Source organism: Clostridioides difficile ATCC 9689 = DSM 1296 (assembly GCF_001077535.1).
Classification (GTDB): Bacteria; Bacillota; Clostridia; order Peptostreptococcales; family Peptostreptococcaceae; genus Clostridioides; species Clostridioides difficile.
Map to the genome: position 1 here is coordinate 3,817,515 of NZ_CP011968.1, position 24,039 is coordinate 3,841,553.

General features: G+C 32.9%; 19 protein-coding genes and 3 rRNA genes. All 22 read right to left on the minus strand.

Annotated features, from left to right (window positions below):
* Positions 1-107 precede the first annotated feature (107 nt).
* On the minus strand, positions 108-1,370 hold the full coding sequence (locus tag CDIF1296T_RS17675) for an alkaline phosphatase family protein (RefSeq protein ID WP_009898647.1): 1,263 nt from the start codon (positions 1,368-1,370) through the stop codon (positions 108-110).
* 62 nt (positions 1,371-1,432) lie between these two features.
* The gene (locus tag CDIF1296T_RS17680; RefSeq protein WP_009898649.1) at positions 1,433-2,737 is read right to left on the minus strand and encodes an ABC transporter substrate-binding protein; all 1,305 of its coding nucleotides are present in this window, start codon (positions 2,735-2,737) and stop codon (positions 1,433-1,435) included.
* Positions 2,738-2,767: 30 nt separating this feature from the next.
* Complete coding sequence (locus CDIF1296T_RS17685; RefSeq protein ID WP_009898651.1) at positions 2,768-3,628, minus strand: carbohydrate ABC transporter permease; 861 nt, start codon at positions 3,626-3,628, stop codon at positions 2,768-2,770.
* 43 nt (positions 3,629-3,671) lie between these two features.
* A complete protein-coding gene (locus CDIF1296T_RS17690) occupies positions 3,672-4,541 on the minus strand; it encodes a carbohydrate ABC transporter permease (protein ID WP_003416903.1) in 870 nt (289 codons plus the stop codon).
* Complete coding sequence (locus CDIF1296T_RS17695; RefSeq protein ID WP_003436292.1) at positions 4,525-5,595, minus strand: ABC transporter ATP-binding protein; 1,071 nt, start codon at positions 5,593-5,595, stop codon at positions 4,525-4,527. Before CDIF1296T_RS17695 ends, CDIF1296T_RS17690 begins: the two co-directional genes overlap by 17 nt.
* 454 nt (positions 5,596-6,049) lie before the next feature.
* Positions 6,050-6,166, minus strand: a 5S ribosomal RNA gene (gene rrf, locus CDIF1296T_RS17700).
* Between the two features lie 127 nt (positions 6,167-6,293).
* A 23S ribosomal RNA gene (locus tag CDIF1296T_RS17705) occupies positions 6,294-9,191 on the minus strand.
* A gap of 283 nt (positions 9,192-9,474) precedes the next feature.
* Positions 9,475-10,977: ribosomal RNA gene (locus tag CDIF1296T_RS17710) — 16S ribosomal RNA — on the minus strand.
* Together the 16S, 23S and 5S rRNA genes form the textbook arrangement of a ribosomal RNA operon.
* Before the next feature lie 193 nt (positions 10,978-11,170).
* On the minus strand, positions 11,171-11,749 hold the full coding sequence (locus CDIF1296T_RS17715) for a precorrin-2 dehydrogenase/sirohydrochlorin ferrochelatase family protein (protein WP_009898654.1): 579 nt from the start codon (positions 11,747-11,749) through the stop codon (positions 11,171-11,173).
* 152 nt (positions 11,750-11,901) lie between these two features.
* A complete protein-coding gene (hemB, locus tag CDIF1296T_RS17720; protein ID WP_003437722.1) occupies positions 11,902-12,867 on the minus strand; it encodes a porphobilinogen synthase in 966 nt (321 codons plus the stop codon).
* Positions 12,868-12,883: 16 nt separating this feature from the next.
* A complete protein-coding gene (gene cobA / locus CDIF1296T_RS17725) occupies positions 12,884-14,383 on the minus strand; it encodes a uroporphyrinogen-III C-methyltransferase (protein ID WP_009898657.1) in 1,500 nt (499 codons plus the stop codon).
* Positions 14,373-15,278 (minus strand): hydroxymethylbilane synthase, encoded by a 906-nt coding sequence (hemC, locus tag CDIF1296T_RS17730; RefSeq protein ID WP_003425719.1) that lies wholly within the window; start codon positions 15,276-15,278, stop codon positions 14,373-14,375. The genes cobA and hemC overlap by 11 nt, the downstream gene beginning before the upstream one ends.
* 29 nt (positions 15,279-15,307) lie before the next feature.
* Positions 15,308-16,786: a cobalt-factor II C(20)-methyltransferase gene (locus CDIF1296T_RS17735; RefSeq protein WP_003437727.1), complete on the minus strand. Its 1,479-nt coding sequence runs from the start codon at positions 16,784-16,786 to the stop codon at positions 15,308-15,310.
* Between the two features lie 18 nt (positions 16,787-16,804).
* Positions 16,805-17,557, minus strand: a complete 753-nt coding sequence (gene cobK / locus CDIF1296T_RS17740) for a precorrin-6A reductase (RefSeq protein ID WP_003437730.1) — start codon at positions 17,555-17,557, stop codon at positions 16,805-16,807.
* A complete protein-coding gene (gene cobJ / locus CDIF1296T_RS17745; RefSeq protein WP_009898660.1) occupies positions 17,554-18,279 on the minus strand; it encodes a precorrin-3B C(17)-methyltransferase in 726 nt (241 codons plus the stop codon). Before cobJ ends, cobK begins: the two co-directional genes overlap by 4 nt.
* On the minus strand, positions 18,276-19,397 hold the full coding sequence (gene cbiG / locus CDIF1296T_RS17750; RefSeq protein ID WP_009898662.1) for a cobalt-precorrin 5A hydrolase: 1,122 nt from the start codon (positions 19,395-19,397) through the stop codon (positions 18,276-18,278). The genes cobJ and cbiG overlap by 4 nt, the downstream gene beginning before the upstream one ends.
* Positions 19,381-20,133 carry a cobalt-precorrin-4 methyltransferase gene (locus CDIF1296T_RS17755; RefSeq protein WP_009891957.1) on the minus strand — a complete coding sequence of 251 codons (753 nt, stop codon included), beginning with the start codon at positions 20,131-20,133 and terminating at the stop codon, positions 19,381-19,383. Before CDIF1296T_RS17755 ends, cbiG begins: the two co-directional genes overlap by 17 nt.
* On the minus strand, positions 20,126-20,701 hold the full coding sequence (locus CDIF1296T_RS17760; RefSeq protein WP_009898664.1) for a decarboxylating cobalt-precorrin-6B (C(15))-methyltransferase: 576 nt from the start codon (positions 20,699-20,701) through the stop codon (positions 20,126-20,128). Before CDIF1296T_RS17760 ends, CDIF1296T_RS17755 begins: the two co-directional genes overlap by 8 nt.
* Positions 20,691-21,299 carry a cobalt-precorrin-7 (C(5))-methyltransferase gene (locus CDIF1296T_RS17765; protein WP_003437741.1) on the minus strand — a complete coding sequence of 203 codons (609 nt, stop codon included), beginning with the start codon at positions 21,297-21,299 and terminating at the stop codon, positions 20,691-20,693. The genes CDIF1296T_RS17760 and CDIF1296T_RS17765 overlap by 11 nt, the downstream gene beginning before the upstream one ends.
* Positions 21,296-22,522 (minus strand): cobalt-precorrin-5B (C(1))-methyltransferase CbiD, encoded by a 1,227-nt coding sequence (gene cbiD / locus CDIF1296T_RS17770; RefSeq protein WP_003437743.1) that lies wholly within the window; start codon positions 22,520-22,522, stop codon positions 21,296-21,298. The genes CDIF1296T_RS17765 and cbiD overlap by 4 nt, the downstream gene beginning before the upstream one ends.
* Before the next feature lie 8 nt (positions 22,523-22,530).
* Positions 22,531-23,163 carry a cobalt-precorrin-8 methylmutase gene (locus tag CDIF1296T_RS17775; protein WP_003437747.1) on the minus strand — a complete coding sequence of 211 codons (633 nt, stop codon included), beginning with the start codon at positions 23,161-23,163 and terminating at the stop codon, positions 22,531-22,533.
* Positions 23,151-24,038, minus strand: coding sequence for a GHMP family kinase ATP-binding protein (locus tag CDIF1296T_RS17780; RefSeq protein WP_016729308.1), 888 nt, complete (start codon positions 24,036-24,038; stop codon positions 23,151-23,153). Before CDIF1296T_RS17780 ends, CDIF1296T_RS17775 begins: the two co-directional genes overlap by 13 nt.
* Position 24,039 lies beyond the last annotated feature (1 nt).

A 24,039-nucleotide genomic window follows, 5' to 3' on the forward strand; every position in this document is an offset into this window, starting at 1 on the left:
TAAATATTTTACCCATTTAAATTTTACTTAAATCTAAAACATAAAAAAAGACTTCTATCTTTGCAATAGAAGTCTATAATTCATGGAAAATAAATACTTTATTCAACTTACATAATAAAATCAAATGCTTCTTTTTCAACTCCATCTAATTTTAAATTAAACATTTTTAATATAGTTGCTGCATGTGCTCTCAGGTCTCCTTCTTCTATAACCACACCATCTTTAATATTTGGTCCAAAAGCTATAAATGGAGGTCTATTACCTTTAGTAGGTAAATGACCATGTGTCGCAACAGCAAACTTGTAATCTTTTATATCTGAATCTTTTATAATACTTCCTTCGAAATCATTTCCAAATGAAATTCCTTCAAGACCTTCAATTACCATTTCAAAATCACCTTCAAGACCAAGGTTAGATGCTTCCTCTTTGGTAAAAATATTCTCTATGAATAATTCTTCTTTAAATTCTTCAAGCAGTTCTCTTAATTCTGTTAACCTATCTAAGTTATTTACTATTATTTGAGCTGATATTCCAGAAGAATTTACATAGGCATCAAAATCCTTAACTTCTCCATTTTCAACTTTTATAAATCCATTTGATTTAAGCAAGACATTTGGATTTATAACTTTATCAACTCTAAGATGACCATGGTCCCCAAGTATTATAAAATTTGTATCTTTGTATGTACCTGCATCCTTTGTAGCCTGAATAATATCTCCTAACCATTTATCATTCATTTTTAATGCTTTATCTACTTCGTCATTAAATAAGCCATAATTGTGTCGTGTATGGTCCAATGTAGCTAAATGTATTAGCATTAAATCTGGTTTATATTCCTTTATTATATCTACTGAACAGTTTACTCCAAATAAATCCATGTTGGGTTCTAATTTCCAATCGATATAATGACAATGTCTATTGTAAATACCGTCCATTATAACCTTACTGGAACTTCGTTCAAAAGTTTCTCTTGGGTCATCTTCTCTACTAGGAGCCCATATTTCTGCAATATTATAATCTATATTTGGATTTGCTCCCATTACAGGCCATAATACACTAGAGGTAGTTAGATTATTTTCTTTTGCTACATCTATAATAGTTTTTGCTTTTATGTCCTTTGAATACCAGTACCAGTCTTTATTTTCTTTATTTGGGTCAAATTTTTCATTATGATATATACCATGTTTTTTAGGATATACTCCTGTAACCATACTAGTATGACACGGATATGTCAGAGTGGGATAAACACAATTTATATTTTTTACTATGGAGCAATTTTCTAGTATAGATTTAAAGTTTGGTAGATTTTTTACAAATTCCAAGTCTTTTTCAAATAAAGAATCTACTGATAATACTATAACCTTTGTCATTTACATTACCTCTTCATTTATATATTATTGAATACTTTTAATCAACTTACAAGTCTATATAATTATTTATTTGTTTTATCTATTACTGCTTGCATTGCAGAAGTTCCTTTGCTTACTACATCTTTTGGATTTGCATTTAAATCAGTAAGCCCCTTTTTAATCTCATCCATTAGCTTATCAGTTGCTTCCTTGTATCCATTTAACATTGGAAGTGCAACAGCATATTGTAATTGGTCAGTTGCAACCTTATATTGAGGTTTTTCTTTATATAATGTTTGTAACTTTTCTGAGTTTGTTGCATCTTCAGTTGTTGGTAAGTATCCTGTTGATGAACTAAACTGAACGATTTTATCTGTTTGTGTCATCCATTCTATAAATTCTGCACTTGCTTCTTTTTCTTTATCTGTTCCACCTTCAAGCATAACTAGATTAGCTCCACCTGTAGGAGTTGCGTATTTTTGATTTTTTGGTAAGAATGCTGTTGATATTTCAAACTTACCTTCTGTTTGTTGCATAAGTCCTGCTAAATCTGCTGTTGATGTAAATATCATACCTACTTTACCATTTACAAAATCTTGTTTTGCTACGTCCCAGGCATTATAATCTTCTCCAGGAGGCATTTTCATTATTCCAGCTTTCATCATATCTTGCCAGAACTTAACTGGTGCTTGTCCTGCCTCATTATTAAATGCTACTTTTTTACCATTAGTTATTTCTCCTCCACTTTGCATTACCATAGCTTCATAGAACCAAATATCTATTGGCGTTTCAAAACCATAAGTATCTTCTGATTTATTTGTCATTTTACTAGCATAATCCTTAAGCTCTTCCCATGATTTTGGACCTGAAGGGTCAAGACCTGCTTTAGTTGCCATATCTTTATTTATGTATAATATTGGTGTACTTCTATTAAATGGCATACCAACAAACTTATCCTCATAATATGAATTTGTTAAAAGACCAGAAAAGAATCTTTCTTGATATGTTTTATCAAAATATTTACTCATATCTACTAAAGCACCTGCTGATGCGAATGTACCTGTTTGAGTTATTTCTAATAATGTTACATCTGGTTGGTCTTTAGATGTTAAGGCTGCCTGTAGTTTTGTTGCATTTTCATAGTAATCTTTCTGTTTTAACATATTTACTTGTACATCCTTATGTTCACTATTAAATTGGTCAACCATTTTTTGAGCAGTTTCTCCATTAGTTCCACCTAAAGGAGCCCAGAAATCTATCTTCGTAATATTGCTATCAGTCTTTTCTCCTTTAGATGCATTTGCATCATTAGAATTTGAACACCCAACTAAAGAACCTAATAATAATGTTATTGCTAATCCTGTTGCTAATTTTCTTTTAAGCTTCATTTTCATCCTCCAAATTTAGTCTTTAATTTTTTATTTTATTCCTGAATACATAAAAGCTTCTTTTACTTTTTTATTCGCAAATATATAAACAAGAATTATTGGTAAAATTAGAATTATATTTCCTGCCATTATTACATTCCATGCAGTAATTCCTTCTGAAGATTTAAGGAGCGCAACTCCTATTGGTAAAGTTCTTATTGCATCTGTATTTGTCATTACTAAGGGCCAGAAATAATTATTCCAATGGTATATAAAATTAAATAATATAAATGTTATTACTGCTGGTTTTGCCATAGGAACCATTATTCTAAACATTATTTTTAAGTCAGAAGCATTATCTAGTTTAGCTGCTTCAATAATTTCATCTGAAATCTGCATAAAATTCTGTCTAAGCAGAAATATCCCAAATGAAGATGTCATAAATGGAATTATAAGTGGAACATAAGTATTTATAAATCCAAACTTACTCATCATCATATAGACTGGTAGAAAAGTTACTTGTGGTGGAATCATAAGTCCTACAAGCAAAAGCCCAAATAGCATTTTTTCACCTTTAAATTTAATCTTAGAAAATGCATATGCTGCTGGAACCATAACTAAAAATTGTACAATTAAAACACTTCCTGTTACAAATACACTGTTTAGCAAATATCTAAAAAATGGACCTGAATGCCATGCTGTACTATAATTTTCTAACACTATATCATTTGGTATAATAGTGGGCGGTAATTGCATCATTTCTTGTGGATTTTTAAAGGATGTAGATAGCATCCATATAAAAGGGAATATAAATATTGCAGATAAAAGTAATAGAATTAATATTTCTATTGATTTTGATGCTATTTTTTTTATATCAACTTTGTCTTTTTTGATAGGTTGTATAATATCCATTGTCTCCTCCTTTTGGATAAACCTTATAATATCTACTTTTTCTTTATTGATAATGAACTTTCTTTGATAAGAGTCTAAAGTTAGCATATGTAGCAATCATAACTATAGCTAACAAAAACATACTCGCTGCACTCGCTTGTCCTATGTCATAGTATATAAATCCAGACTCATATATATAATAAGATAACATGTTAGTTGAACCCACTGGCCCACCTTGTGTCATTATACTTATCTCATCAAATACTTGAAAAGATGCAGTTGTTGTTGTTATCATAAGAAAAAATATTGTTGGTGATAATAGCGGCAATGTCACTTTAAAGAAATTCGTTATTTTGTTTGCATTATCTAATTTAGATGCTTCATATATATAGTTTGGTATGGATTTAAGACCTGATAACACTATTAAGATATTGTATCCAAGAGTCTTCCATATTCCTATTAGAATTAGTGACATTAAAGCTGAACTTTCACTTGAAAGCCACTTTGATGTTGGTAAATGTAATGTCGATAGTATCCAGTTTAAAAAGCCATATTGTGGCTCCATAATCCAAAGCCACAATACAGCTACAGATACTAGTGAAATTACATGTGGTGTAAAGATTATACTTTGCGTTAAATTGTGTATTATAGAATTTTTATTTAGCCAAACAGCAAGTACTATGGCTAGTGATATAGATATAGTCACCATAAAAAAAGTATAAATTGCAGTGTTCGTTATAGTTTGTATAAACTCTGGATTCTTTAAAAGTTCTGTATAATTGTTTAAGCCTACATTTTCAAAGGTTGAACTAAGAAGACTACCAGATTTGAAGCTTAGAGATATCGTCTTAATTATTGGATAGACTATAAACAATAAAGTTCCTATAATAGCAGGTGTTATATATAAATATGCTTTATTAAATTGCTTTTTCATAAATATCTCCTTTAATTTTAGAATACATACTTTTACATACTTTTACATCTTCTATTCTTTCTCCATTTTTATCAAAATAATATAAATCTTTTTCTAATACACTTATTCTTAAAGTTCTTCCAATATCAAATATATCATTTTCCGTTTTGACTCTTATCTCTCTATTAAGAACAGATAAACAATATATAGTTTCATTTCCCAACACTTCTTTAGTCACAACTTTTCCAAATAGGCTAAATACATCATCATTTTTCCCATCTATGTTTATACTCTCTAGTGTTGCTTTTTCTGGCCTGAATCCAAATTTAATATCATTTTTTATATCTAGTATGTTCATACAAGGACTCCCTATAAATTGAGCTACAAATAAATTTTTAGGATTTTGATATATCTTCTTTGGGGAACCTATTTGCATTATCTTTCCTTTGTTCATTATAACTATCTTATCTGCCATTGACATTGCCTCAACCTGGTCATGAGTTACATAAACAAATGTAGACTTTAGTTTTTGATGTAATTGTATTAATTCTGTTCTCATTTGATTTCTTAATTTAGCATCTAAATTTGACAATGGTTCATCCATTAAAAATACCTTTGGATTTTTAACCATAGCTCTAGCAAGTGCCACTCTTTGTCTTTGACCTCCAGATAAGTTGCCTGGTTTCACATTTAAATATTCTCTCAATCCTACTACATCAATAACTTCTGTTATAAGTTTTTCTCTTTTTTCTTTTTCTACTTTTTTGTTTTTAAGACCAAATTCTATATTTTCTCTAACAGTCATATGTGGATATAATGCATAATTTTGAAATACCATAGCTATATCCCTTTTACTAGCATCCGTTTTTGTAACATCATTTTCTTCAATCTTCAACCTACCTGAAGTTATATCTTCAAGACCTGCAATCATTCTTAACGTAGTAGATTTACCACATCCACTTGGGCCTACCAATACTGTAAAAGAACCATCTTCTATAGTAAGATTTAAATTTTCTATAACTGTATTTTTTTTATTATAAGATTTTGTTACATTTTCTAGTCTTATATCTGCCATTTTTATCCTCCCAAAATATTTAATTTAATTCTACGATTTACTTATAGATTAATAATACTCTTAATTTGTAAAGGATATATTAAGACAAAGTGAATATATGGTAAACTTATTAAAATAAAGGTTAAATTATAAACATTTTTTGTTAAATATACTGAGGTTAAGATGATATACAGCTTATGTTAGCTATAATTTTCTATATTTTTCATATTCATGGTTTGCTATCACAATGTAATTTTAATTTATGAAGAGTCATATAAAACTATTTATTTTTTATATAATTTGATTTGAAAGTAAAAAAGACCTCTATGGGGGATAGAGGTCTTTAAGTGGGGGAGATTGAGTAATTTATTTTTGCTATATTAAGTTTTACAATTATATTATGTCCCAAATTTACAAGGTTTAAACATAAAAAATAAAACTTTTTTAATTTTTATAAATTTACCCAAAAAAAATTACGTGGCTACGTCCTACTCTCCCAGGCAGTTTCCCACCAAGTACCATCAGCGCTAGAGAGCTTAACTTCTGTGTTCGGAATGGGAACAGGTGTATCCTCTCTGCTATTGTAACCACATAATCTTTATGCTTAATATTTCTATTAAGTTTTTAATAAGTTTATAGAACCTAGTAATACTAGTTTCTTTAGAGTTAGCACTCTAAAAACTACACATATATCTTAATGAATGAACATCAAATAAATATTGGTCAAGTCCTCGACCTATTAGTATCGATAAGCTAAATACATTGCTGCACTTACACCTTCGACCTATCAACCAGATAGTCTTTCTGGGGTCTTACCCTTGCGGTGGGAAATCTTATCTTGAAGTTGGCTTCGCGCTTAGATGCTTTCAGCGCTTATCCATTCCGTACATAGCTACCCAGCCATGCCCTTGGCAGAACAACTGGTACACCAGAGGTACGTCCATCCCGGTCCTCTCGTACTAAGGACAGGTCTTCTCAAATTTCCTACGCCTGCGACGGATAGGGACCGAACTGTCTCACGACGTTCTGAACCCAGCTCGCGTACCACTTTAATGGGCGAACAGCCCAACCCTTGGGACCTACTACAGCCCCAGGATGTGATGAGCCGACATCGAGGTGCCAAACCTCCCCGTCGATGTGGACTCTTGGGGGAGATAAGCCTGTTATCCCCAGGGTAGCTTTTATCCGTTGAGCGATGGCCCTTCCACGCAGAACCACCGGATCACTAAGTCCGATTTTCATCCTTGCTCGACCTGTATGTCTTGCAATCAAGCTCTCTTTTGCCTTTACACTCTACGTACGATTTCCGACCGTACTGAGAGAACCTTTGAGCGCCTCCGTTACCTTTTGGGAGGCGACCGCCCCAGTCAAACTGCCCACCTGACAGTGTCCCAAGACCAGATTCATGGCCTATGGTTAGAGTCCCAGTACTACAAGGGTGGTATCCCAAGGATGGCTCCGCCAAAACTGGCGTCCTGGTTTCAAAGCCTCCCACCTATCCTGTACATGTAGTACCAAGACCCAATGTCAAGCTACAGTAAAGCTCCATGGGGTCTTTCCGTCCTGTCGCAGGTATCCGGCATCTTCACCGGAATTACAATTTCACCGAGTCTGTTGTTGAGACAGTGCCCAAATCGTTACGCCTTTCGTGCGGGTCGGAACTTACCCGACAAGGAATTTCGCTACCTTAGGACCGTTATAGTTACGGCCGCCGTTTACTGGGGCTTAAGTTCACTGCTTCGATTGCTCTAACAGATCCCCTTAACCTTCCAGCACCGGGCAGGCGTCAGCTCCTATACATCGTCTTGCGACTTAGCAGAAACCTATGTTTTTGGTAAACAGTCGCTTGGGCCTATTCTCTGCGGCCACCTGATGGTGGCACCCCTTATCCCTAAGTTACGGGGTCATTTTGCCGAGTTCCTTAACAACAGTTCTCTCGCTGGCCTTAGGATACTCTCCTCACCCACCTGTGTCGGTTTGCGGTACGGGTACCTTTAACCTCGATAGAGACTTTTCTTGACAGTGTGAAATCAGCTACTTCGCTACTAAATTTCGCTCCCCATCACATCCCAGCATTATCAAAGCGGATTTGCCTACTTTGACTGCCTCAATGCTTGGGCACACATAACCAACAGTGTGCTTAGCTTATCCTACTGTGTCATCCCATCTCTCAAACGGTTATCGGTAGTACAGGAATATCAACCTGTTGTCCATCACCTACGCCTTTCGGCCTCAGCTTAGGTCCCGACTAACCCAGGGCGGACGAACCTTCCCCTGGAAACCTTGGGTTTACGGCCTGTGGGATTCTCACCCACATCTCGCTACTCATGCCAACATTCTCACTCCCATACTGTCCACATGTCCTTACGGTCATGCTTCAACCCGTATGGGAAGCTCCCCTACCCATCATTACTGATGCCGTAGCTTCGGTAGTAAGTTTTAGCCCCGGAAATCTTCGGCGCAGGATCACTCGACCAGTGAGCTATTACGCACTCTTTGAATGAGTGGCTGCTTCTAAGCCAACATCCTGGTTGTCTGTGCAATCCCACATCCTTTACCACTTAACTTACATTTAGGGACCTTAGCTGACGATCTGGGCTGTTGCCCTTTCGACTATGAATCTTATCACCCACAGTCTGACTCCCAAGTATAAGATGACGGCATTCGGAGTTTGATAGTCTTCGGTAGGTGCAATACCCCCTAGGACATTCAGTGCTCTACCTCCGTATCTCTCACCTTGAGGCTAGCCCTAAAGCTATTTCGGGGAGAACCAGCTATCTCCGGGCTCGATTGGAATTTCACCGCTACCCACAAGTCATCCCCGAGCTTTTCAACGCTCGTGGGTTCGGACCTCCACGAAATTTTACTTTCGCTTCATCCTGCTCATGGGTAGGTCGCCCGGTTTCGGGTCTACGTCAAGTAACTGAACGCTCAGTTAAAACTCGCTTTCGCTACGGCTCCGCACCTTAAGTGCTTAACCTTGCTACTTAACGTAACTCGTTGGCCCGTTCTACAAAAAGTACGCGGTCACACAAGAAATGTGCTTCCACAGCTTGTAAGTGCAGGGTTTCAGGTTCTATTTCACTCCCCTCCCGGGGTTCTTTTCACCTTTCCCTCACGGTACTATACGCTATCGGTCACTAGGTAGTATTTAGCCTTGGAGGGTGGTCCCTCCTGCTTCCCACAGGGTTTCACGTGTCCCGTGGTACTCTGGATCATATCTAAAGTCTTCTCGTTTAACATACAGGACTATTACCTTCTGTGGTGGGTCTTTCCAAACCTCTTCAATTACGATACCTCTTCGTTATGATATGTCCGCAACCCCAATAAAGAAAACTTTATTGGTTTGGGCTAATCCGCGTTCGCTCGCCGCTACTTACGGAATCGAATTTCTTTCTCTTCCTTCAGGTACTTAGATGTTTCAGTTCCCTGAGTTCCCCTCATTAAGCTATGTATTCACTTAATGATACTTAGACATTACTCTAAGTGAGTTTCCTCATTCGGAAATCTTCGGATCAAAGTTTACGTGCAACTCCCCGAAGCTTATCGCAGCTTATCACGTCCTTCATCGGCTCCTAGTGCCAAGGCATCCGCCCTGCACCCTTAATAACTTGACCAGTTAAAAAGGTTTGATAGATTAGAAGCTATCAACTTCGATAATTTTAAAAAGTTATCAGCTTTATATATTACAAATTAGATGTCATATCACTAAATATATATGCAGTTTTCAAAGTGCTAACGCACAGCGCCAACGAATAAATTCCGTTGCTTAAAGTGCTAATGCACAGCGCTAACAAACAAACTTCACATGCGTTCAGTTTATTTTGTTGCTAAAAGTGCTAATTTTGAGTATTCGTAAAAACGAACCCTCAAAATTAAACAGTAGGTAATTCTCCTTAGAAAGGAGGTGATCCAGCCGCACCTTCCGATACGGCTACCTTGTTACGACTTCACCCCAGTTATTGATTCCACCTTCGACGACTTCTTCCAAAAGGTTAGATAATCGGCTTCGGGCGTCTCCAACTCCCGTGGTGTGACGGGCGGTGTGTACAAGACCCGGGAACGCATTCACCGCAGCATTCTGATCTGCGATTACTAGTAACTCCAGCTTCATGTAGGCGAGTTTCAGCCTACAATCCGAACTGAGAGTAGCTTTAAGGGATTAGCTCCACCTTACGGCTTGGCAACCCTCTGTACTACCCATTGTAGCACGTGTGTAGCCCTAAGCATAAGGGGCATGATGATTTGACGTCATCCCCACCTTCCTCCAGGTTATCCCTGGCAGTCTCTCTAGAGTGCCCAACTTAATGATGGCAACTAAAGACAAGGGTTGCGCTCGTTGCGGGACTTAACCCAACATCTCACGACACGAGCTGACGACAACCATGCACCACCTGTCACCAATGTCCCCGAAGGGAACTCTCCGATTAAGGAGATGTCATTGGGATGTCAAGCTTAGGTAAGGTTCTTCGCGTTGCTTCGAATTAAACCACATGCTCCGCTACTTGTGCGGGTCCCCGTCAATTCCTTTGAGTTTCACTCTTGCGAGCGTACTTCCCAGGCGGAGTACTTAATGCGTTAGCTGCGGCACCGAAGGGGGTAACCCCCGACACCTAGTACTCATCGTTTACAGCGTGGACTACCAGGGTATCTAATCCTGTTTGCTCCCCACGCTTTCGTGCCTCAGCGTCAGTTACAGTCCAGAGAGCCGCCTTCGCAACTGGTGTTCCTCCTAATATCTACGCATTTCACCGCTACACTAGGAATTCCACTCTCCTCTCCTGCACTCAAGTCTCCCAGTTTCAAGAGCTTACTACGGTTGAGCCGTAGCCTTTCACTCCTGACTTGAAAGACCGCCTACGCACCCTTTACGCCCAGTAAATCCGGATAACGCTAGCCCCCTACGTATTACCGCGGCTGCTGGCACGTAGTTAGCCGGGGCTTCCTCCTCAAGTACCGTCATTATCTTCCTTGAGGACAGAGTTTTACGACCCGAAGGCCTTCATCACTCACGCGGCGTTGCTGCATCAGGCTTTCGCCCATTGTGCAATATTCCCCACTGCTGCCTCCCGTAGGAGTTTGGACCGTGTCTCAGTTCCAATGTGGCCGATCACCCTCTCAGGTCGGCTACTGATCGTCGCCTTGGTAAGCCGTTACCTTACCAACTAGCTAATCAGACGCGGGTCCATCCTGTACTGGCTCACCTTTGATATTCAAGAGATGCCTCTCAAATATATTATCCCGTATTAGCATACCTTTCAGTATGTTATCCGTGTGTACAGGGTAGGTTACCCACGCGTTACTCACCCGTCCGCCGCTCTTTACCGAAGTAAATCGCTCAACTTGCATGTGTTAGGCACGCCGCCAGCGTTCATCCTGAGCCAGGATCAAACTCTCAAATAAAAGTTTATCAGGCTCAGATACTATTGTTATCAAAATATCTGGCTTTATGGTTTGTTTCTTGTTTTATAAATTAACCTACTGTTTAATTTTCAAAGTTCATTTTTTATGTTTGCCCTTTTCTTAAGGACAAGTAATACTATATCATCTTAAAAATAATCCGTCAACACCTTTTTAACATTTTTTATTTTATTTTTTATATATCAAACTTCTTAAGTTCTTCTAGGTCAAGTGTTACCAACATATTAAGCACATCTTTTCTTTTACTTTTATCTTCGTATTTTTTTATAACCTTTTTTCTTATATCTCCTAATACATTTAAATACTCCTCATAATCTTCAGTATATCTCTCTTCAATTTCTTTTTTTATCTTTGATGATAATGAAGGACTCTTGCCCCCAGTAGACACACTTATAAGTAAATCTCCTCTTTTTATATATGATGGAACAGTAAAGTTCGATATTTCTATATTATCAACTACATTCACTAGCTTATTTTTTGCTTTACAATATAATCCTATTTCCATATTTAACTCTCTATTATTTGTGGCAGCAATTATTACAGAAGCATCTTTTATATATATTTCTTTATAATCATCTTTTATTATTTTTATATTTCCTTTTAAATCATAAAATTTATTTAAAATTTGTTTAGAAACTATAGTAACATTTTTGTTAAACTCTAAAAAATTTTTACATTTCCTATATGCAACTTCTCCACCACCAATTATAACTACATCTAACTCATCTAATTTTAAATTAATAGGATATAGCATCTTCTACCTCCAAATTTTATTTAGTTACATAAATAAAGTATAGAAATTGCAAATTAGTTTCTATTATTCTTCAATAAATGTCTAAACAAAACTACTGTATAATAGTTAATTACAATTCCTATACTTTTTGATATTCTTTATACTACTAGAATTTATTTTTTCAACAGTTTAGCAATGTCTTTAGCAAAATAAGTTATTATTATATCTGCTCCTGCTCTTTTTATAGATGTAATTGATTCAAGAATTACATCTTCATTTAATAAACCTTCCTTCACAGCAAACTTAAGCATAGAGTATTCTCCACTTACATTATAAGCTGCTAGAGGTAAGTCAAAATTATCTTTAACTCTTCTTATAATATCTAAATATGATAATGCAGGTTTAACCATAAGTATATCTGCACCTTCCAATATATCAAGTTCAGTCTCTATTATAGCTTCATTGCTATTTGCTGGGTCCATTTGATATGTTTTTCTATCTCCAAAAGATGGTGCTGAATGAGCTGCCTCTCTAAAAGGTCCATAATAATTTGAAGCATACTTAACACTATAAGCCATGATTCCAACATTTTCTAATCCATTTTCATCTAAAGCTTCTCTTATTGCTTGTATTCTTCCATCCATCATATCAGATGGAGCAACCATATCAGCTCCTGCTTTAGCATGGCTTACAGATATTTTAGCCAAATACTCCAATGATTTATCATTATCAACATAACCAGTATCAGTTAAAATCCCACAATGTCCATGACTTGTATATTGGCACATACAGACATCTGTTATTACATTTATATCTGAATTTATTTCTTTTACCTTTCTAATTGCCTTTTGAACTATTCCATTATCATTAAAAGCTTGTGAAGCACACTCATCTTTTTCATCTGGAACACCAAATAACATTATATGTTCAATTCCCAACTCACTTATTTCTTTTATTTCGTCTTCTAGCATATCTATTGATAAATGATAGACATCTGGTAAAGATTTAATTTCTTCTTTTATATTTTCCCCCTCTACTACAAACAGTGGATATATTAAGTCTTCTACATTCACCTTAGTTTCTCTTACCAAATTTCTGATTGCTTTACTTGCTCTTAGTCTTCTTGGTCTTCTTAACATATTCAAGCCTCCAAAATTAATTTTTTATAATTAAATCTACTAACGAATCTATAGTAGATGTAGCAGATTCTTTGTACAATTTTATTCCCAAACTATTTATTGTCTCTGTAGTTATAGGACCTATAGATAGTGTTTTTATTTTTTCTAATATTTTAATATTTTCTTTTCCTATAATTTCAACAAGATTATTTACTGTTGAGGAACTAGTAAATGTTATATAATCTATGTCATTAGAATTTAAAATATCTAATATCTCACCTTTTTTCTCCTCATCTATTACTGTTCTATATATATGTACTTCTGTTACTTCACAAATAGCCTTAAGTTTGTCAACCAGATAATCTCTAGCATTTTCTGCTCTAGGTATAAGTATATTATCGTCATCATTTAAAATAGGCGCTAACTCTTCATACAGTGACTCTGCTACAAATTTTTTTGGTACTATATCCGCTATAATTCCTCTTTTTTTCAACTCATTTGATGTAGCAGAACCTATAGCACATACCTTTAAATTAGATAATATCCTTAAATCAAAATTCATTTCATATATCTTTTCAAAGAAGATTTCTACGGCATTTTTACTAGTTAGTATTAGATAATTATACTTATTTATATTTTTTATTTCATTTTCTAAGTTAATATTATTTTGTATTTTTTCTACCTTAATAGTAGGTATTTCTATAGGATTTCCACCTAAATCCATTATTTTTTCTACCAATACACTATTTTGATTTCTAGACCTAGTTACAGCAATACTTTTTCCAAATAAAGGCTTACTTTCAAAGAAGTTCAACTTTTCTCTAAGTCCTACAACACTCCCAACTACTATAAGAGTTGGCGGTTTTACTTCTTCTTTAATAGCAGTTTCATAAACATTTTCAAGTGTAGATGTAACAACTCTTTGATTATATCTAGTTGCCCAACTTATAAGAGCAACAGGTGTATCCTTATCTTTTCCTTCTTTCATTAAGTTTTCACTTATTTTCTCTAGGTTTGAAATTCCCATCAAAAACACAAGAGTACCTTTGTTATTTGCAAGAGCATTCCAGTTTAATTCTCCACTATCATCACCCTTCAAATGACCTGTTATTACATGAAATGACGAAGCATGGTCTCTATGTGTTATAGGAATACCCGCATAACATAAACCTCCTATAGCAGAAGTTATACCTGGAACCACTTCAAATTCTATACCTTCATCTACTAAAGTCTCTGCTTCTTCTCCCCCTCTGCCAAATACATAAGGGTCTCCTCCTTTAAGACGAGTTACAATTTTTCCTTCTTTAGCTTTTTCTGCTATAATTCTATTTATATCTTCTTGTGGCAAAATATGATTACTTGATGCCTTGCCTACATATATAAGTTCACAATCAGGCTTAGCTTCTCTTAAATAACTACTATTTGCTAATCTATCATATACTATTACATCCGATTTTCTTATACACTCTAAACCTTTTAAAGTCATGAGTTTATAATCACCTGGTCCTGCCCCTACTAAGTAAACCTTACCCTTCATAATTCTCATACTCCTTCAATACAAGTTTAGCTAACTTTAAACCTAACTCTCTAGGAGAAGAAATATCTCCATCTATAGACTTGATTACTACTTTTTTTCCTTCTGAATCTCCATATAAGCCAGTAAGATGTATTTTATCTTGGATTATTTCACAATAAGCTGCCATTGGAATATGACAACTTCCATTTACACCATCTAAAAAACCTCTTTCAGCCAATATTTGGATTTCTGTATTCTCATCCTTCAGTGAATTTACTATTCCCTCTATCGTACTATCATTGCTTCTAATTTCTATAGCTAAAGCTCCTTGGGCAGGTGCTGGAATAACAACATCAACAGGTAAATAAGAACTTATTTTATCTTGCAAATTAGCTCTAATTATTCCTGATGCTGCCAACACAATACCATGCATATTTTCATCTTTTATTTTTCGTATCCTAGTTTCCACATTACCTCTAACTTGTACTATATTTAAATCAGGTCTTTGTTTCAATAATTGAAACTTCCTTCTTTTACTTCCTGTTCCTATTACTGCTCCATGAGGTAAATCATCTAAATTTTTATATCCTTCTCTAAGTATTAGAACATCTCTTGGGTCTTCTCTCTTAGGCGTATGAGCAAATTTTAGTCCATCTGCTAAATAAGAAGGCATATCTTTCATACTATGTACTGCTATGTCTATTTTTCCATCTAATAATTGTTGCTCTATTTCTTTGACAAACAATCCTTTATCACCTATTTTATCCAGTGAAACATTTTGAATTAAATCTCCTTTTGTCTTTATGATTTTAATCTCAAAACTAATTTCTGGATACTTCTTTTTTAATTCATTTATTACCCATTCTGTTTGTATAAGCGCTAGATTACTACCCCTAGTTCCAACCACTATATTCATATTAAGTCTCCTTTAAATATTGCTTTCACCTATTTTATTTTATTATCTTTATTTACTAGTATAGTAGAAAAATAAGATATCTTATCTTCAAGGTGCGCTTCTTTTAAATCTGTAAACACATTTTCGCTTTCTTGGGAAGAATTACTTACTAAAATAGCATGTTCTATTAAATCATACTTTTCTAATTTTTTTATTATTTCTTTAAAATTTTTATATACTTTCATCAATACTATTGAATTATAATTTTGCAAAGCATACTCTATCTTATCATCTTCCATAGTACAAGGAATTACCACTAAAGCTTCTTTATCCATGACTAATGGAAAATTCTGATTAGATGCTATATTGGAAAATGATGAAATTCCTGGTATAGTTTCGACTTCTACCTCTCCTAATATTCTTTTCATTATATATACATATGTACTATAAATCATAGGGTCTCCTAATGTAACAAATCCTACATTTTTACCATCATTAACATCTGATATAATTTCTTGTGCCACATTATCCCAAGCTAAACTTTTTTCATTCCCATCAAAACTCATTGGGAAATGCCTAGACTTTATTTCCACTGATTCAGGTAAATATTCACTAACTATTGATAAAGCTAGACTATCTCCACCCTTTTTTGATTCTGGAGTGTATAGAATATCCAGTTTCTTTAAAGTATTAACCGCTTTTATCGTAAGTAAAGAACCATCTCCTGGTCCTGCTCCTATACCATAGAACTTCGCATTCTCTGCACATTTTACAGCATGACGAACAAATTTATCTTGTATATAAGAATTTTCTCCTAGTCCTTTTAAATGAACTCTTACGTTAAATCCATTTTCTTCTAATATTGTTTTCCAAGAATCTTCTTCATCTCCTGCCATATCATTTATAGCATGGTCTCCTGCAACTAACATAAATGGCATCAAATTTACAGTTTTTATATTTCCTTCTTTTAATCTTCTTATTACATGTTCTATTTCTGGATACCCTTCAACTGTACCAACATAAGCATTTATTCCATTATCCCTAAGCATGTATTCCAATGCTGGATACGCTGAATGTGATTCATGAAGTGTTCCATGTCCCATAAATACTACTGCTTCATTACTTTCCATATGAGGAATTTGATGCTTAATTGCCTCTACAGCTTCCTGATAATCTTCAATATGTGTAAGCAAAGGTCTTCCTAATACAATCTTTTTGAATTTAGAAGAATATCCATCTACTTGTTCTTTTAATTTGTTAAATTCTTCGCCACATATAATATGAAGTGTTTGGATTATTACTTCATCATATCCTTGTTCATATATTTTATCTAAAGCCTGTATTGGATTATCTATTTCTATTCCATCCCTTTTTTTTATTTTATTTATTATCATATTTGATGTATAAGCTCTAAAAAAATCATGGCTTTTTAACGAATTTTTTATTTTATCTTCACATATATCTATTGTCTTTTCTCTCGTTTCATGATAGCTTGTACCAAAACTCACTACTAATAAGGCTTTCTTCATATATTCTCCTCCTAAAAATTACACAAGTATGTCTTTAATTTTATTTATGTCATTAAATACATTTTCGTAGTTAATCGATTCTCTTTTTATAATTATTACTGGTATATTGAAAGTTTTACATGCATTTACCTTCTCTAAGAACCCACCAGCTATTCCACTTTCTTTTGTTATGACTAAATCTATATTGTAATGTTTATATGTTTCTTCATTTATATACTGGCTAAATGGACCTTTCATAGCTACTATATTATCTGCACTTAAACCTAATTTTTCACAACTTAATATGACTTCACTCGTTGGAAGAACTCTAACAACTAAATTTTTATCACTTATTTCCTCTATAAATCTGTTCAAATTTTTACTTCCTGTTCCTATGAATATATTTGTCCCTATTTTATTTGCTATTTCACAGGCTTCTTCAATTGTATCTACTATAAATTTATTATCATAATCTATTTCTTCAATTAAAGATTTTCTCTCAAACCTTATATAATCTATATTCAATAGTTTTGCACAAGTAATAGCAGTTTTGGATACTTCAACTGCATAAGGATGAGTGGCATCTATTATTTTTACTATATTATTATCTTTTATAAATTTTAGCATATCTTCTTTTCCAAGCTTACCTAAAATTACATTCTCTGCATGTTGTTGTGCAAGTTCCCTTCCATAATCTGTAGTAACTGAAAGGATATATGGTTGATTTTTCAGTTCATTTATCTTATCACATATAGATAAACTATCTGAAGTTCCTCCTAAAATTAAAATCATACTGTATAACCTCTTGGAGTTATCATCAATTCACCATTAATATAGGTAGACTTATTTCCTATTATAACCATTGTAGTCATATCGACTTTTTCAAAGTCCATATTTTCAAAAGTACATACAAGCTTTTCTTCTTTTTCTCTACCTACATCTTTTACCACTCCAACAGGTGTATCTCCACTTTTAAACTCACCCATTATTTTAAATGCTTTGCTTAGATGTTCACTTCTTCCCTTACTTCTTGGATTATACAAACAAATTACAAAATCGGCTTCAGCAGCCAATCTCAATCTTTTTTCAATTACTTCCCACGGAGTCATTAAATCACTCAAACTTATATGACAGAAATCATGCATAATAGGAGCTCCAAGTATAGCTGCTGCACCAATACTTGCAGTAACACCTGGAATTACCTTTACTTTTATATCTTCATCTTCTTTAGATATTAATTCTAAAATAAGACCTGCCATCCCATATATTCCAGCATCACCACTACTTACAACTGCTACTTTTTTTCCTTTTTTTGCTTCCTCTACTGCTTGTTTACATCTATCAACTTCTTGCCTCATACCATTTTGGATTATTTCTTTATCTTGTATAAATTCTTCTATTAGTTTTATATAAGTCTTATATCCAACAATAGCCTCAGAATCTTCTATTGCTTTTATTGCTTCTAAAGTCATTGTATCTTTACTTCCTGGTCCAATTCCTACAACGTATATCATATTTTTATTCTCCCCACTGAAAAAGTTATTCCTTTATATTTATGTTTTTCAACTAACAAATTACCTTTGCTCAAAAGATATGCTACAGGTTCTGCTACTGAATACACGCCCACATTTTTTTTAACAAAATCAGATTTATCAAAAAGATTATCAACCTTAGATATTTCATCTACTGAAAATGTTTTAAATGGCACCTTCAATATTTTTGATAATTCAATTATTGCTTTTTCGTCTTTTTTCAGTTCTATACTTCCAACTGTGTTTATTGCTCTAATATCTATATTTTGTTTATTAAGAAACTCTTCAAGTGAATTATACATCAGCTCACTATCTGTGTTTCTTCTACAGCCAATTCCTATCACTATATCTCTTGGAATTACCTTTATTATTTTTTTGGTACTATAGCAATGTTCAAATTTATTATCTAGGTTTAAATTCTCAATATCTTCAATACAATTTATTTTATTGCTTACTACAACTAATTTTTCTATATATGTGTTTGAAAAACTATCTCTTAACTCATCCTTACTTTCTATAAGTTTAAATCCCCTAGTATCAACTTGATATCCTTCATCAATATATAATCCAACACATTTATTATTCACTAGCATAGAATTTACTTCTTTTACACTTTCTCTAAAATTATCAATATGTGCATTTAGTTTTTTTGCTATCATATCTAAGGAAGCTTTTTGATTTATATCAGTAGCTGTTGTTATTACTGGATTAGCATCAATAAGACTACTTATGTACTGTGTCAAGCTGTTTGCCCCTCCAATATGACCACTCAATAAACTTATTACGTTTTTGCCTTTTTCATCCATTACCAAAATTGCAGGGTCACTAAACTTACTTATTATGTATGGTGCTATACTTCGTACAACTATACCTGTAGCCATTATAAATACTATGTAATCAAATTTGCTAAATATTTCTCCTACAAAATCACTTAACTTCTTTTGAACTGTATGTACACATGTTTCTTCAACAACTAAATTACTTTTTTTATTTTTTACTTGATATATAACACAGTTATTTACTAGAGAATTTATCTTTAGAGCTAATTTTTTTCCATTTTCTGTAATACAGATTATAGCAATATTACCCTCTATATTCATGTTTGAAATCCTTATCATATAACTTTGAATTATTATACTCTTCTCCTAAAAATCTCCCAACCATTATTAAAGCAGTCTTATTTATGTTGTTTTCTTTAACTTTTACAGCTATATCACTTAAAGTTCCTTTAACTATTTTTTCATCTGCCCAAGTTGCTTTGTATATAACTGCTATAGGAGTATCTTTTGGATATCCACCTTCCAGTAATTTAGACACAACTTTCTCAATTTCTTGAACAGATAAAAATATTACCATAGATGTCTGATGCTTAGCATATGATTGTATTGATTCTTTCTCTGGAACCGGAGTTCTGCCTTCCATTCTTGTTATAATTACACTTTGAGAAATTTCTGGAACTGTATATTCAACCCCTAAAGATGATGCTGCTCCTAAAAAAGAACTTACTCCTGGAGTACAGTCATAATCTATATTCAATTTATTTAAATCTTCCACTTGTTCTCTAATTGAACCATATATAGAAAAATCACCTGTTTGCAGTCTTACAACAGATTTATTATTTTCTATACCTTCTCTCATAACATCTATTATCTCTTGTAAATCCATATGTGCACTATTATGTATTTGGCAATCTTCTTTACAGTATTCCAAAAGTTCAGGATTAACAAGTGAACCTGCATATATCACTACATCTGCATTACTTAATAATTTGTATCCTTTTAATGTTATCAGCTCTTTATCTCCAGGTCCTGCTCCTACAAAATGTACTTTATTCATCATCATTTTCCCCTTTTTCACAAGATATTATATATATAGGATTTAGTGGTTTAAAATATTCACCTTTTCCTAGTTTCTCTAGTTTAGAAACATTCAAAACACATACATCTATTTCTTTAAATCCATGCTTTTTAAGCAGTTTTAAAGTTTGATTAAATGTATCTATTATTATAAAATTAGCTACAAGTCTTCCTCCTGTAACGAGATTTTTTTTAGACCATTCTATTATTTCTTCCAGATTATTTCCTGTTCCCCCAAGAAAAATAGACTCAACTTTAACATTTAACCCTAGATTAATTGGAGCATATCCTTTTATCACTTCTATATTTTTTAAGTTGAATTTTTTTTTATTTTTCTCTATAAGCTCTATAGCATCATCATTTTTCTCTATAGATATAACCTTTAAATTAGGATAATTATATGCAGCTTCAACACTTACACTTCCTGTACCAGCCCCTATGTCTATGAGGTTTTTAGCATTTACTAAATTTAACTTACTTATTGATATTGCTCTAACCTCTTCCTTAGTAATTGGAACTTTACCTGTTATAAACTCACTATTCCTCATCTAAAATCACCACAACATTCATATCAAAATTGTCTATTCTTATTATCTCTTCTGGTTTTGCTATTGTTATTTTTTCATTGTCATATGACAGATTTTCTCCTACAACAATAATTTTATTTAGATTTCTATCTATTATTTCTCTACTTATTTGTTTTGGTCCTATCTTTGAATCTGTAACCATACATACTTTTTTATGTGATAATATGTAATCAAAATCTGGTACTTTGCCATGACTACTTGTAATATATACATCATTCATATCTACATATATTTTTGAAAATATGTACTGTAATGAACTAATCCCAGAAACCATGTTTAACATCTTATTATCAATATTTTTAGATAGATATCTACCTATCCCATATATTAATGGGTCCCCAGATGCTATTATTGATATTTGCTTTTCTTTATTGTTATTTATGTACTCTATAATTTCTCTTAAATTAGAATCCAGAACTATTTTTTCTCCTTCAAAATTTTTTATAGACTCTAAATTTCTTTTACCACCAATTAATACATCAGAAGTGGAAATTAAATTTTCACCTTTTTTTGTTATATAGTCTAAGTTGCCAGGTCCTAGACCTATTATGTTTATCATATAAAGACCTCCACTAAATCATCTGTATTATCCGATTTACCTAATAAAGACTTATCCATTGAAAATATGATTACTTCCACATCAATATCATCTGAATCTTCATTCAAGTATTGCTTTACTCTCTCCCTACATTTATTACTTAATATATTATATACTTCTCTATATTCACTATTATTTATTAGCTCTACAGCTTCTTCAGTAGTTACGCATTGATTTATTTTATTTAAAAATTCGTATCTAGCTCCCATTAAAGCTAAGTTTGCCACTAATATCTCACTTCTAGCATCTGCTACCTTACTATGAGTATTAAAAATACCAGCAGATACTTTTATAAATTTACCTATATGACCTGCCATTAAGATTTTCTTATATCCTATTCTTTGAGCTTCTTTAATCATATAGCCTATAAAATTACTTACCCTAACTACATACTTAATATCTAAGTTTAATTTTTCTCTTATAAACTGTTCTCCATGATTTCCTGGAACCAATATTATTTTATCTAAGCCTTGTTCTTTTTTCATCTGAAGTTCTATAGATAGAGACTTCTTCCAACCCTCATCACTCATAGGTTCAACAATCCCAGTTGTACCTATTATAGATATTCCTCCAACTATACCTAATCTTGGATTAAATGTTTTTTTTGCTACAGTTTCTCCTTGTGGAGCAAAGATTGTTATTTTTAAAACTTTATCATTTCCAAGTATAGATTCAAAATTATCTCCTATAAGCTTTCTTATTTCATGATTTATCATTTTAAGTGGAGTCGGATTTATAGCAGGCTTACCAACATCCACACTAAGCCCTTTTTTCGTAACCACACCAATACCAGTTCCGCCATAAACCCTAATAAACTTATAGAGCTCACTTTTACACTCACTATTGGTGCTTAAACTATCTATATCCTTTAGAGTAAGATACCCTTTGTTCTTATCATTTTTAGCTACAATTTCAGCTCTTGCATAAATATCCATGGTATGAGTTGCATCTATATCATCTCCACCATCTTTTTTTATGGAACATTCCACAAATGTATCAGAAATATTTATATTATCAACTTTTAGTAGTAATGGTATCCCCTTAGGAGTATCTATATTTATAGTATTGATTCTATTTTTTGTAATCAACATATATACAGCAGCCTTAGATGCACCTGTTGCACATGAACCTGTAGTATATCCTCTTCTATATTTTTTTCCATCTATATATACATATTCTTCCATATAGGTACCTACATAGTATATAATATAGCATTTACTATTGCTGCTGCTAAATTACTGCCACCTTTTCTACCTTTAGAAATTATATATGGTATATCTGTTTTTTCAACTTCATCTTTTGATTCTTGTGCTCCTACAAAACCTACAGGAACTCCTATAACTGCATCTAAATCTAATCTACCTTCTGATTTCATCTCCATAACTTTATATAAAGCTGTTGGAGCATTACCTAAAACGAATATTTTTCTTCCTTCTTCTTTAGCTGCAATTTCTACTGCTGCCATAGAACGAGTAATTCCTTTTTCTTTAGCTAATTTTACAGTTTCATCATCTGCCACTAAACATTTATACTTACATCCTAATGATTCTAACTTTCTTTTATTTATACCACTAAGAGCCATATTTGTATCAGTATAAATACTTGCATTATTTTTTAATGCATCTATTATACTATCAACTGCTTCTTCTGATATTTTTAATATATCTAAGTAATCAAAATCAGCAGTAGTATGTATAGCTCTTTTTATTATTTTTTCTTCGATATTATTCTTAAATTTATAATCTGGTCTAATTTCGTCTATTATTTCTTGTATCAATTCAAAACTTTTTTCTTCTATTTTCATAGGATTCTTTATGTATTCCATTCTATTTCCCCCTTAATTCCTCCATTAATTATGTTTTGTGTATAAATTTTATTATAGACAGAATTTATGTTAGATTCACATAAGGCATCTATCATCTTTTTATCATTCATAGACTTATCAATTAAAATACCTACTACAGTTCCACTGTGAGCAATATTTACTCCATATGCTCCATATTTTTTTGATATTTTTATTATTTCATTTAAACACTCTTTTTTTTCTATATTCTCATTTGCTAAGCTACTCAAAGTACAAGCCTCTCCAACTAGAGATAAATTATTTTTTTTCAATCCTTCTTCTAAAAGAGCAAATGATTTTTTTATTACTTCTTTATTCTCTACTTTTAATTTATTATAATCTTGCCTCAATCTAATCTTCATAGTATCTAGTACTTTGTTTGGTTCAAGTATTACAACTTTCGCATTGGTCAGATTTCCTAGGTATTTTATAACAGTTCCATTTAGAGGATTAAATATACTATTTTTATCTATAAATATAGAATCTGTTGGTTCTATTTCTGCTGCTAATTTAGAAATCTCCTCGCTACTTAAATCTTTATCTATCAATGATAATGTTGCCTTTATAGTAGCTCCTATATCAGCAGTTGAACTTGCCATTCCTTTTCCAACAGGTATTTTACTATTTATATTTAAAGAAATATTTTTAGTATATTTTTTAGGTAAATTAAATTTTTCAAATACCTTTTCAATTGCTAACCTTGACTTATATCTCCCTAAATTTATATCTACTAATTTTTCTTCAATATACACTTTAGAATACATATCTATTGCATATGAACATAAATATTCTTCATCATCAATTATACCTTGTACAAATTCTCCACAAGATGCTGGGCATATTCCATAAGATTTCATT

What these genes read in the sequence shown, in the direction of transcription:
- CDIF1296T_RS17735 (WP_003437727.1), bottom strand. Translation starts at nt 16,786, where the DNA reads ATGAAGAAAGCCTTATTAGTAGTGAGTTTTGGTACAAGCTATCATGAA.
- CDIF1296T_RS17755 (WP_009891957.1), bottom strand. Translation starts at nt 20,133, where the DNA reads ATGAATAAAGTACATTTTGTAGGAGCAGGACCTGGAGATAAAGAGCTG.
- CDIF1296T_RS17675 (WP_009898647.1), bottom strand. Translation starts at nt 1,370, where the DNA reads ATGACAAAGGTTATAGTATTATCAGTAGATTCTTTATTTGAAAAAGAC.
- CDIF1296T_RS17775 (WP_003437747.1), bottom strand. Translation starts at nt 23,163, where the DNA reads ATGGAATACATAAAGAATCCTATGAAAATAGAAGAAAAAAGTTTTGAA.
- cbiG (WP_009898662.1), bottom strand. Translation starts at nt 19,397, where the DNA reads ATGAATATAGAGGGTAATATTGCTATAATCTGTATTACAGAAAATGGA.
- CDIF1296T_RS17685 (WP_009898651.1), bottom strand. Translation starts at nt 3,628, where the DNA reads ATGGATATTATACAACCTATCAAAAAAGACAAAGTTGATATAAAAAAA.
- CDIF1296T_RS17760 (WP_009898664.1), bottom strand. Translation starts at nt 20,701, where the DNA reads ATGAGGAATAGTGAGTTTATAACAGGTAAAGTTCCAATTACTAAGGAA.
- CDIF1296T_RS17680 (WP_009898649.1), bottom strand. Translation starts at nt 2,737, where the DNA reads ATGAAGCTTAAAAGAAAATTAGCAACAGGATTAGCAATAACATTATTA.
- CDIF1296T_RS17765 (WP_003437741.1), bottom strand. Translation starts at nt 21,299, where the DNA reads ATGATAAACATAATAGGTCTAGGACCTGGCAACTTAGACTATATAACA.
- CDIF1296T_RS17695 (WP_003436292.1), bottom strand. Translation starts at nt 5,595, where the DNA reads ATGGCAGATATAAGACTAGAAAATGTAACAAAATCTTATAATAAAAAA.
- hemB (WP_003437722.1), bottom strand. Translation starts at nt 12,867, where the DNA reads ATGTTAAGAAGACCAAGAAGACTAAGAGCAAGTAAAGCAATCAGAAAT.
- cbiD (WP_003437743.1), bottom strand. Translation starts at nt 22,522, where the DNA reads ATGGAAGAATATGTATATATAGATGGAAAAAAATATAGAAGAGGATAT.
- CDIF1296T_RS17690 (WP_003416903.1), bottom strand. Translation starts at nt 4,541, where the DNA reads ATGAAAAAGCAATTTAATAAAGCATATTTATATATAACACCTGCTATT.
- CDIF1296T_RS17715 (WP_009898654.1), bottom strand. Translation starts at nt 11,749, where the DNA reads ATGCTATATCCTATTAATTTAAAATTAGATGAGTTAGATGTAGTTATA.
- cobA (WP_009898657.1), bottom strand. Translation starts at nt 14,383, where the DNA reads ATGAAGGGTAAGGTTTACTTAGTAGGGGCAGGACCAGGTGATTATAAA.
- hemC (WP_003425719.1), bottom strand. Translation starts at nt 15,278, where the DNA reads ATGAATATAGTGGTTGGAACTAGGGGTAGTAATCTAGCGCTTATACAA.
- cobK (WP_003437730.1), bottom strand. Translation starts at nt 17,557, where the DNA reads ATGATTTTAATTTTAGGAGGAACTTCAGATAGTTTATCTATATGTGAT.
- cobJ (WP_009898660.1), bottom strand. Translation starts at nt 18,279, where the DNA reads ATGATATACGTTGTAGGAATTGGACCAGGAAGTAAAGATACAATGACT.
- CDIF1296T_RS17780 (WP_016729308.1), bottom strand. Translation starts at nt 24,038, where the DNA reads ATGAAATCTTATGGAATATGCCCAGCATCTTGTGGAGAATTTGTACAA.